Source organism: Litorivivens sp., from assembly GCF_041625495.1.
Taxonomy (GTDB): Bacteria; Pseudomonadota; Gammaproteobacteria; order Pseudomonadales; family Spongiibacteraceae; genus Litorivivens.
The window spans coordinates 1-8,760 of sequence record NZ_JBFJTH010000155.1; the positions used below are offsets into that span (position 1 = coordinate 1).

13 protein-coding genes are annotated in these 8,760 nt (G+C 55.8%); 8 read left to right on the forward strand and 5 right to left on the reverse strand.

What is annotated here, in order from left to right:
* A partial coding sequence (locus ABYP39_RS15030; RefSeq protein WP_372783335.1) for a DUF938 domain-containing protein occupies positions 1–327 on the reverse strand: 327 nt, incomplete at its 3' end.
* A 73-nt stretch (positions 328–400) separates the two neighbouring features.
* On the opposite strand from ABYP39_RS15030, the gene ABYP39_RS15035 reads away from it, so the two are divergent.
* From ABYP39_RS15035 to ABYP39_RS15050, 4 genes are read left to right on the forward strand one after another with little or no spacing between them, the layout of a single operon-like run.
* Positions 401–715 (forward strand): YbjQ family protein, encoded by a 315-nt coding sequence (locus tag ABYP39_RS15035; RefSeq protein WP_372748973.1) that lies wholly within the window; start codon positions 401–403, stop codon positions 713–715.
* 5 nt (positions 716–720) lie between these two features.
* Positions 721–1,170, forward strand: a complete 450-nt coding sequence (locus ABYP39_RS15040) for a YbjQ family protein (RefSeq protein ID WP_372748972.1) — start codon at positions 721–723, stop codon at positions 1,168–1,170.
* Positions 1,171–2,001 (forward strand): M48 family metallopeptidase, encoded by an 831-nt coding sequence (locus tag ABYP39_RS15045; protein ID WP_372783337.1) that lies wholly within the window; start codon positions 1,171–1,173, stop codon positions 1,999–2,001.
* Entirely contained in the window at positions 1,998–2,459 is a 462-nt protein-coding gene (locus ABYP39_RS15050) for an EVE domain-containing protein (protein ID WP_372748970.1), read from the forward strand. The genes ABYP39_RS15045 and ABYP39_RS15050 overlap by 4 nt, the downstream gene beginning before the upstream one ends.
* A gap of 20 nt (positions 2,460–2,479) precedes the next feature.
* Here the strand turns inward: ABYP39_RS15050 and yaaA are convergent, their stop codons facing one another.
* A complete protein-coding gene (gene yaaA / locus ABYP39_RS15055; protein WP_372764687.1) occupies positions 2,480–3,256 on the reverse strand; it encodes a peroxide stress protein YaaA in 777 nt (258 codons plus the stop codon).
* A gap of 85 nt (positions 3,257–3,341) precedes the next feature.
* On the opposite strand from yaaA, the gene ABYP39_RS15060 reads away from it, so the two are divergent.
* The 4 genes from ABYP39_RS15060 to ABYP39_RS15075 all read left to right on the forward strand — a co-directional run bounded on the left by ABYP39_RS15060 (position 3,342) and on the right by ABYP39_RS15075 (position 6,735).
* Positions 3,342–3,866, forward strand: a complete 525-nt coding sequence (locus ABYP39_RS15060; protein ID WP_372764688.1) for a TRAP transporter small permease subunit — start codon at positions 3,342–3,344, stop codon at positions 3,864–3,866.
* Entirely contained in the window at positions 3,859–5,232 is a 1,374-nt protein-coding gene (locus ABYP39_RS15065; protein WP_372758625.1) for a TRAP transporter large permease subunit, read from the forward strand. Before ABYP39_RS15060 ends, ABYP39_RS15065 begins: the two co-directional genes overlap by 8 nt.
* Before the next feature lie 147 nt (positions 5,233–5,379).
* A complete protein-coding gene (locus ABYP39_RS15070; protein WP_372749266.1) occupies positions 5,380–5,775 on the forward strand; it encodes an acyl-CoA thioesterase in 396 nt (131 codons plus the stop codon).
* Between the two features lie 105 nt (positions 5,776–5,880).
* Positions 5,881–6,735: an SDR family oxidoreductase gene (locus ABYP39_RS15075; RefSeq protein ID WP_372783339.1), complete on the forward strand. Its 855-nt coding sequence runs from the start codon at positions 5,881–5,883 to the stop codon at positions 6,733–6,735.
* 58 nt (positions 6,736–6,793) lie between these two features.
* Here the strand turns inward: ABYP39_RS15075 and ABYP39_RS15080 are convergent, their stop codons facing one another.
* The 3 genes from ABYP39_RS15080 to ABYP39_RS15090 form a co-directional block, all read right to left on the reverse strand.
* Entirely contained in the window at positions 6,794–7,087 is a 294-nt protein-coding gene (locus ABYP39_RS15080) for a Dabb family protein (protein WP_372749268.1), read from the reverse strand.
* A gap of 7 nt (positions 7,088–7,094) precedes the next feature.
* Positions 7,095–8,234 carry a TRAP transporter substrate-binding protein gene (locus ABYP39_RS15085; protein ID WP_372749269.1) on the reverse strand — a complete coding sequence of 380 codons (1,140 nt, stop codon included), beginning with the start codon at positions 8,232–8,234 and terminating at the stop codon, positions 7,095–7,097.
* 88 nt (positions 8,235–8,322) lie between these two features.
* Positions 8,323–8,760, reverse strand: a 438-nt coding sequence (locus tag ABYP39_RS15090) for a 3'-5' exonuclease (RefSeq protein WP_372783341.1), incomplete at its 5' end; no start/stop codon positions are given.

Genomic DNA, 8,760 nt, shown 5'->3' on the forward strand with positions numbered 1-8,760 from the left:
ATGCCAATGCATAATGTGAACCGTGTTAGCGGAAAAAACAGCATCAGCGCTGCTGACCGGCCAGGGCGCACAAACCTCCAGCTCGATGGGCGGCAGCAGATTGGGCAGGCCGGCATCCTCGCACCAGGCACGGATGCCCGGCAGGTAGTCCGATTGATCTGACGGCTGCCAGCGTAGATGGGGTAACTGCCCGGCGAAGTGCGCGGCATGCTGCCCGGTACCACTACCCACCTCGAGTACGTACTGACAGTCGGCAAGTGCCTCGCGCAGCACGTTAAGGATGGGGGTTTTGTTGTTTTCGCAGGCCTGCGAGAAAGGTTTGTTCATGAAAGGCTTGCCACCACTTGGCGAATCTGACTATAAAGACCGAAACCTTAAACATAGCTCAAGGACGTGTCACGTGTTAGTCAGCAATATTGAGATTATTCCCGGCAAACGAATCGCCAGCCACCTGGGTTTGGTGCAGGGTAATACCGTGCGCACCAAACACGTAGGTCGAGATCTGATGGCGGGGCTGAAAAACATTTTTGGCGGTGAATTGAAAGGCTACACCGAGCTGCTCAACGACGCGCGTGAAGAAGCGATGCAGCGCATGATGCAGCAGGCCGAGGCGATGGGCGCCAATGCGGTGATCAACGTGCGTTTTTCAACTTCGTCGGTGGCTGCGGGTGCCGCCGAGCTCTTTGCTTATGGTACTGCCGTGGTGCTGGAGTAATTGGGGTGACTGATCTCGTTGTTTTTCTGGTACTGCTAACGCTGGGTTTTGTATTTGGTCGGCTGGCGGAATCCCGGCACTTTAAATCGATACAGAAGCGCGAGCGCGAGTTGGCGACGGTGCTTGCCTTTAGTGAGCGTCTGCCGCCGCCGACGAACACGCCGCGGCGGGTGGCGTTGGTGGGCGGCAATGTGGTGATCTCGGTCGATTACTTCAAAATGATTGCCGCCGGATTGCGCAGCCTGTTTGGCGGTCGAGTGCGTTCGTTCGAATCGCTGGTGGAGCGTGCTCGCCGCGAGGCCCTGCTGCGAATGAAACAGCAGGCCCTGGAGCTTGGTGCGGCGATGGTGGTTAACGTCAAGCTTGAAACGGCGTCTATTTCCAAGGGTAGCAAAGGGCAGATAGGCGCCGTAGAAGTCTATGCCTACGGCACGGCACTGATCGATATAACCTGAATGAGCAACTACGAAAACCGACCGGTTCCGGAAGGTATCAATTACAGCCAGGAAAATCCGCTAAAGGAATTTTTCCTGTTGCTGCTGGCAGCCGGCGGGGCATTGCTGGTGTTACTTCTTATATTGTCACTGGCGGCGCAGAAGCTCGCGCCACTGGTGCCTTTCTCTCTGGAAGAGAAGCTCGTGTCCCGGTATGCCGAGCAGTTTCCTGCCGCGCCCGAGAGCGAGCGCGCGCAGCTTATTGAAAACTATCTGCAGCAACTGGCTGATCAGTTGCTGGAGTCACAGCGTTTGCCTGAAGGCCTGAACCTGAAGATTCACTACCTGTCGTCGAAGACCGTCAATGCCTTTGCTACGCTGGGAGGCAATGTCTACATACTGGACGGGTTGTTAGAGCAAATGGACAGTGAGAATGCGCTGGCCATGGTGGTGGCCCATGAAATTGCTCATATCATTAATCGCGACCCGATTGTAGCCATGGGGCGGGGGCTCACGGTATCGCTCGCGCTGGCCAGTGTTGCCGGCCTGTCAAATTCCGGTGCGGCGGACTGGCTGATTCAGCAGCTGGGCCTGGCTACGGTGATGAGTTTTACCCGCGATCAGGAAAGGGCAGCAGATGCGATGGCATTGGATATGCTGCAGGCACACTATGGCAACGTGCAGGGAGCCGGGCGGCTGTTTGCCGTTATGTCCGAGGGCGGCATCGCGCCTCCGGAGCTGCTCAGTACGCACCCACTCAGTGATAAACGTATCGCCGCCATTCAGGCCTACGCACAGTCGCATCCCCAGCAGGGGGAGCCTTATCCGCTGCCGGAGTTAATACAGCAATGAAGTACTGGTTGATGAAATCGGAGCCCGATGCCTTCAGCATTGATGACCTCGCTGCTCGCCCGGGAAAGCGAGAACACTGGGACGGTGTGCGAAACTACCAAGCGCGCAATTTTATGCGTGAAATGAAAAAAGGCGACACGGTGCTGTTCTACCACTCCAGTTGTGCCAAGCCGGGGGTGGTGGGGGTGGCCAAAATCGTGCGGGAAGCCTACCCGGATTCCACCGCCCTTGATCCCGAGTCTGATTACTATGATCCCAAATCAGACCCGGATAATCCGCGCTGGTTTATGGTGGATATCCAATTTCAGAAAAAGTACAAACAGCCCGTGAGTCTGGCCGCCATGAAGGCCAATCCACTATTGGATGGCATGCGACTGCTAAAGCGCGGCAACCGTTTGTCGGTGATGCCGGTTGAGGCAGAGGAATTCCAGATCATTCGGGCGATGGCCGCTGAATGATCTGAGTTTTCGCGCGGGGCTCAGGCCTGCTCTTTCCGAGTAAATACCAGCTCGCTGGCGGAAGACTGCTTAGCCTGGTAGCTATAACCCTCCCAGTCGAACGCTTTGAGTTCCTCAACGGATTTAACCCGGTTCTTGATGATGTAGGCACTCATCAGGCCACGCGCCTTTTTGGCGTAAAAGCTGATGATTTTGTACTGGCCGTTTTTCTGATCTTTGAATATCGGCGTGACAATATTGGCGTTCAGTGTTTTTTTCTTGACGGACTTAAAGTACTCATTGGAGGCCAGGTTAATCAGCGTTTCGGTCTTTGCCTCTCCTAAGGCTTCGTTTACCGCCTCGGTAATCTGCTGATCCCAGAATGCATAGAGGTCTTTTCCTTTGCTGTTGGCAAAGCGGGTTCCCATTTCGAGACGGTAGGGCTGAATCAGATCCAGAGGCCTCAGCAAGCCATAGAGACCGGAAAGGATACGCAGGTGCTTCTGGGCAAAGGCGAAATCGCGCTTGCCAAATTGCTGGGGGTCGAGCCCTTGGTAAACATCCCCTTTGAATGCGAGTACGGCGGGTCGGGCGTTATCCGGCGTAAACGGCGTGCTCCAGTTCATAAAACGCTGGTGATTCAGTTCGCCGAGGGCAGGGCTGATCTTCATCAAGCTGGAGATGTCGTCCGGCGACAGGCTGCGCAGCTCGTCCACCAGTTGCTGCGACTGTTCGAGAAAGTCGGGCTGGGTGTGCTCTTGGGTTGGCAGTGGAGATTCAAAATCCAGTGTTTTAGCGGGCGAAATAACCGTTAGCATCAAAACTGTCCGTAAGCTCAAGTAGTCGTGTGGAAAATAATCACTACGTTATAATGGCGGGCTTGGATATTGCCCGAGGCAGCGAATGCGAATAATAACAGCCCTGTCGTCAACTCTCGACGCCTATAGCGACACCGTCGGCAAGCTCTTGGCGTGGCTCTTGCCGTTGCTAATGCTCAATACGTGTGCCGTGGTGTTTCTGCGCTATGGGCTGGAGCAGGGCTCAACCTTTATGCAAGAACTATCCATCTACCTGCACGCGACTATCTTCATGCTGGGCGCAGGATACACCCTCAAGCGTGATGGGCATGTGCGGGTCGACATTCTCTACCGCAAGTTCAGCCCGCGCCGTCAGGCTTGGGTCAATGCCCTGGGCACGCTGGTATTTCTGCTGCCGCTGTGCGGCTATGTGGTGCTGATCAGTTGGGATTTTGTCAGCCATGCGTGGCAGATAAAGGAAAGCTCTGCTGAACCCGGCGGCATACCTGCGGTATTTGTGCTGAAAACCCTGATTCCATTGATGGCCGTCAATCTGGCAATTCAGGGGGTGGCGGAGTTTTGCCGGTCGCTGGAGGTGCTGTTAGAGGCCGAGGCTCCCACCCATGGTTGAGTGGATTCCCCTGTTGATGTTCGCCGCCGTATGCCTGGTGCTGATTTTGGGCTATCCGGTGGCCTTCTCGCTGGCGGGTACGGCGATGTTGTTTGCGGGTGTGGGCATCATTGCCGGTTGGTTTGATCCCAGTTATCTCACGGCTCTGCCCTCGCGTCTGTTTGGCACCATCAATAATGTCACGCTGATGGCGGTACCCCTGTTCGTATTGATGGGGGTTTTACTCGAGCGCAGCCGTATTGCTGAAGATCTACTCGACACCATGGCCAAATTGTTCGGTCGTTTGCCTGGCGGCCTGAGTATCGCGGTAATTCTGGTTGGCGCGCTGTTGGCGGCCAGTACCGGGATTGTCGGTGCAACGGTGGTAACCATGGGGCTGTTGTCGCTGCCCAGTATGCTTAGGCGTGGTTACGACCCGGCGATTGCTACCGGCACTATCTGCGCGACAGGAACGCTCGGTCAGATCATTCCGCCGTCAATTGCGCTGGTGCTGCTCGGTGACACACTCTCTACCGCTTATCAGCAGGCGCAATTGAACATGAACGTGGTCAACCCGGAAACCGTGTCGGTGGGCGACCTGTTTATGGGCGCGTTGATCCCGGGGCTGCTATTAGTGGCGATGTATCTGGTCTACGCGGTATTCATCGCTTGGCGCAACCCGCAGCGGGTACCGCCTGCGACGGATATTGGCAAAGTGCCAATCAGTCAGTTGGTCGCCAATCTGTTGCCGCCGGTTGTGTTGATTGTCGCCGTGTTGGGCTCGATTCTGATTGGCGCGGCGACGCCTACGGAAGCGGCCGCTGTTGGCGCGCTCGGCGCGGCGCTATTGGCGCGCCTAAAGGGTGAGCTGTCGTTCAAGCGCTTGGGTGAAGTGGGGCAATCGACCCTCGAAGTCACCTGCATGGTTTTTATGATCCTGATCGGTGCGGCTGTATTCTCGCTGGTGTTTCGCGGCTATGGCGGCGACGATCTGATTCAGTCACTGTTTGAGCAGCTCGGTGGCGGCGTCGGGGTCGCGGTGCTGGTGGTGATGGTGGCCATCTTTCTGTTGGGCTTTATACTCGACTTTATCGAAATCACCTTTGTGGTGGTGCCAATCGTCGCACCTATTCTGTTGGCGATGGGGGTTGATCCGGTCTGGCTGGGCATCATGATTGCCATCAACCTGCAGACCTCGTTCCTAACACCGCCGTTCGGCTTCGCTCTGTTTTACCTGCGCGGTGTGGCGCCCGAGACGGTACACACTCGCGATATTTATCGGGGCGTTGTGCCCTTTATCTGCTTGCAACTAGTGATGCTGGTGATTCTGGCCGTGTGGCCGGATCTGGCCACAACACTGCCGCAGTGGGTGCGCTCGCTGCGCTAGTCAGCGTGCAGATAGCAAAAACAATCACAGCTTATTGGTTGGGTAGGGGATGCCTCTGATTGACAGAGCTGCGGGAACCACATACCGTTGGCTGATTTGGCCAGCTGCCCGCACAGTAAGCGGCCCCTTGTACGAAGGATTCAGCGGATGCGAAATATAGACGATACCCCTCAGCCGGCTGGCGAATTGGCTCTGCAAACCCTGGCCATGCCGGCAGATACTAACCCCAGTGGTGACATCTTTGGTGGTTGGCTGCTGTCACAAATGGATTTGGCCGGTTCTATTACTGCCTCGCGCCGGGCTCAAGGCCGGACTGCTACCGTGGCGGTGACCGGAATGGCCTTTCTGACACCGGTGAAAGTGGGCTCTGTGGTTAGCTGTTACACCGATATTGTCGAGGTGGGTCGCAGCTCCATTCGCATTAATGTGGAAGTCTGGATAAATCCGCACAAATCGCCAGTGAAAGTCACCGAGGGTGAGTTTGTGTTTGTGGCCATCGATGAAAATGGTCGTACTCGAATCGTGCCGGACGACGACGAATAACGCCCGTATAACTCGCCCACTGTTAGCTAACACACAGGTAATGATGGGCGTGAGCACGCTGTAGTCCAATTGGTTTTCACACCTAACAATAATCTGGAAAACCCCATGGAATTGAAAGGCAAAGTTGCGCTGGTAACCGGCGCTACCAGTGGTATCGGTGCCGCCACGGCTGAGTCGATGGCAGCAAAAGGCGCAGAACTGTTCATCATCTGCCGAAGTGCTGAGAAAGGGCGCGCGTTGCTGGATGCTATCCGCCGCAATACCGGCAACGAGCGGTTGTCGATGATTGTTGCAGACCTGAGCGTGCAGGCCGATATTCGCCGTGCGGCCGCAGAATTTCTCGACACGGGAAAGCCGCTGCACCTGCTGATCAATAACGCCGGTGTGATCTATACCGAGCGCAAGATAAGTGCCGATGGTCTGGAAGAAACGTTCGCCGTTAATCACCTGGGATACTTTCTGCTAACGGAGTTGCTACGCGACCGGATTGTTGACAGTGCGCCAGCGCGGATTGTGAGTGTTGCCTCAGGCGCGCATGCCTTCTGTAAACAGATTTATTTTGACGATCTCAATTTTGAGAATCGGCCGTATAAAACCTTTGAGGTATACGGTCATTCGAAACTGGCGAATATCCTCTGGAACCGCGAGTTGTCGCGGCAGCTTGAAGGCACCGGTGTCACTGCCAACTGTGTGCACCCCGGCGCAGTCGCGTCAGGTCTTGGCAAACAGAATGGTCTGCTTGGAAAGGTGATAACGGGACTTGTGTCGCCGTTTTTTCAGTCGCCGGCGAAGGGTGCTTCCACCTCAATCTATCTGGCAACGTCGCCGGCAGTGGAAGGTGTGACTGGGAAATACTTTGCCAAGTGCGCAGAACTTCAGCCCAAGCCCTGGGCAGAGGACGATGCGGCGGCAAAGAGACTGTGGGACGTTAGTCGCGAACTGGTGGGAATGGCTGGCTAGTGGATTGGCCCGCAAGGCTGGCACCTGTTTCCAGGTGCTTGCCCTGCGGGCGAAGTGTTCAAATCTCGATCTGGGCGATCGCCCAACCTTCCAGAAACGGTCCGACCACTTTCTCCAGCAGTTCGGCATGGGCCGGGCTTGCCACGTAGTTATCCAGATCGTCCTTATTGTTGAAATCCAGCATCAGCACGTAGTTAAAATTCCCGGGGTAGAAATTCTTGTCCGGGCCGTGGCAGATATTCTGGATTGTCGGAATTTTTTCCGGCAGTGCCGCGTAAGCCTTGTCAAAAATCTCCAGTTGCGCGTCGTCGATTTCCTGGTTCCATTTCAGTAGTACAAAGTGTCGGATCATGGGTGGTTTATTCCTGTTCCAAATTGCGGGTATTAATATACGCCTGCTCGGAAATTCGATGGTAATTGCTGGCGCCATCGAGGAATTTTTTCCAGCTTTGGTACACTTTTTTGGCCATCGGGTCGCTTTCGGTGATGTCGGCGTAGTACTCGTAGGCCGCTTTTCGCAAATGCAATAGTACGTCGTCCGGGAGCTTTTTCACCTGAATGCTGTGCTGGTCTAGCAGCCGGTTCAGGGCGGCATTGTTGCGCGCCGTATACTCGTCGAGCATGTCCTGGTTGGCGTAGCGGGCTGCAATTTCCACGATGCGCTGCAGGTCTTTGGGTAGCGACTCGAAGGCTTCTCGGTTTACTGTGATCTCGAGTGTGGGGCCCGGTTCGTGCCATCCCGGGTAGTAATAGTAGCGGGCAACCTCGTGGAGCCCCAACGCCATATCATTGTAGGGCGCGACCCATTCGGTGGCGTCGATAACGCCGGTCTGCAATGACGTGTAGAGCTCACCGCCGGGCAGAGTTACGGCGGTGCCGCCCGCCCGGGTAAAGACTTCTCCACCCACGCCGGGAATACGCATCTTCAACCCTTTCAGATCCGCTACTGAGTTGATCTCCTTGTTAAACCAGCCCGCCATTTGCACGCCCGTGTTGCCGCCAGCCAGCGGAATCACGTTAAAGGGGGCATAGACTTCGCGCCACAGCTCCAGTCCGCCGCCGTAGTGGAGCCAGCCGTTCATTTCCTGGGCGGTCATGCCAAACGGTACAGACGTGAAGAAGGGGGCTGCGGGCATCTTGCCTTTCCAGTAGTAGGCGGCACTGTGACCCATCTCAACGCTGCCGAGTGAGACTGCGTCAAACACGCCCAGGGGCGGTACCAGTTCGCCACCACCGTAAACTTTGATTAACAGGCGGCCGCCACTCATTTCCTTTACAGCTTTGGCGAAGTGTTCCGGCGCGGTACCCAGTCCTGGATAATTTTTCGGCCAACTGGTAACCAGCTTCCAGTGGTAGACTTTTTGATCGCCGGCTGCGGTCAGGGTATCGCTGCTGAAGTCTTCGGCCTGCTCGCCCACATACAGCCAGAACAGGCTGACGAGAGCTGCGACCAGAGTCAGAATGATGAGGGATTCTTTATTTTTATGGCGTGAACTCATGACTTCTCACTTGCGGTTTTGTGCGTCAGGGCAGTAGTACCTGACATTAAAATCGTGGTGCGTTTGGTCGAGTGCCAACAACGCTGGCTCACAGCGCCTCTAGCTTGGCGTACTGCAGAACCAGCCACTTGCTGCCCTCGCTTTCAAAGTTGACCTGCACTCGAGTGCTGGCGCCCTGGCCCTCAAAATTGAGGATGGTGCCCTCACCGAAAATACTGTGTAGTACGCGCTGACCCAGGGTGAGTCCAGTGTCCTCGTCGGTGCTGTGCATGCTGGTGTTGGCGAAGCTCACCGGTCGGGAGATCTGGGTATTGCAGCGCACTTCGTTCATCAGCTCTTTCGGTATTTCGGACAGAAAGCACGATGGCGCGTTGTAATTCTCCTGGCCGTGCAGTCGACGGGTTTCTGCGTAGGTCAAGAAGAGCTGTTGCTCGGCGCGGGTGATGCCCACGTAACACAGGCGACGCTCCTCTTCGAGACTCTGTTCTTCCATCGACATGCGGTGCGGGAATAGGTTCTGTTCCAT

What these genes read in the sequence shown, in the direction of transcription:
- ABYP39_RS15045 (WP_372783337.1), top strand. Translation starts at nt 1,171, where the DNA reads ATGAGCAACTACGAAAACCGACCGGTTCCGGAAGGTATCAATTACAGC.
- ABYP39_RS15050 (WP_372748970.1), top strand. Translation starts at nt 1,998, where the DNA reads ATGAAGTACTGGTTGATGAAATCGGAGCCCGATGCCTTCAGCATTGAT.
- yaaA (WP_372764687.1), bottom strand. Translation starts at nt 3,256, where the DNA reads ATGCTAACGGTTATTTCGCCCGCTAAAACACTGGATTTTGAATCTCCA.
- ABYP39_RS15060 (WP_372764688.1), top strand. Translation starts at nt 3,342, where the DNA reads ATGCGAATAATAACAGCCCTGTCGTCAACTCTCGACGCCTATAGCGAC.
- ABYP39_RS15065 (WP_372758625.1), top strand. Translation starts at nt 3,859, where the DNA reads ATGGTTGAGTGGATTCCCCTGTTGATGTTCGCCGCCGTATGCCTGGTG.
- ABYP39_RS15070 (WP_372749266.1), top strand. Translation starts at nt 5,380, where the DNA reads ATGCGAAATATAGACGATACCCCTCAGCCGGCTGGCGAATTGGCTCTG.
- ABYP39_RS15075 (WP_372783339.1), top strand. Translation starts at nt 5,881, where the DNA reads ATGGAATTGAAAGGCAAAGTTGCGCTGGTAACCGGCGCTACCAGTGGT.
- ABYP39_RS15080 (WP_372749268.1), bottom strand. Translation starts at nt 7,087, where the DNA reads ATGATCCGACACTTTGTACTACTGAAATGGAACCAGGAAATCGACGAC.
- ABYP39_RS15085 (WP_372749269.1), bottom strand. Translation starts at nt 8,234, where the DNA reads ATGAGTTCACGCCATAAAAATAAAGAATCCCTCATCATTCTGACTCTG.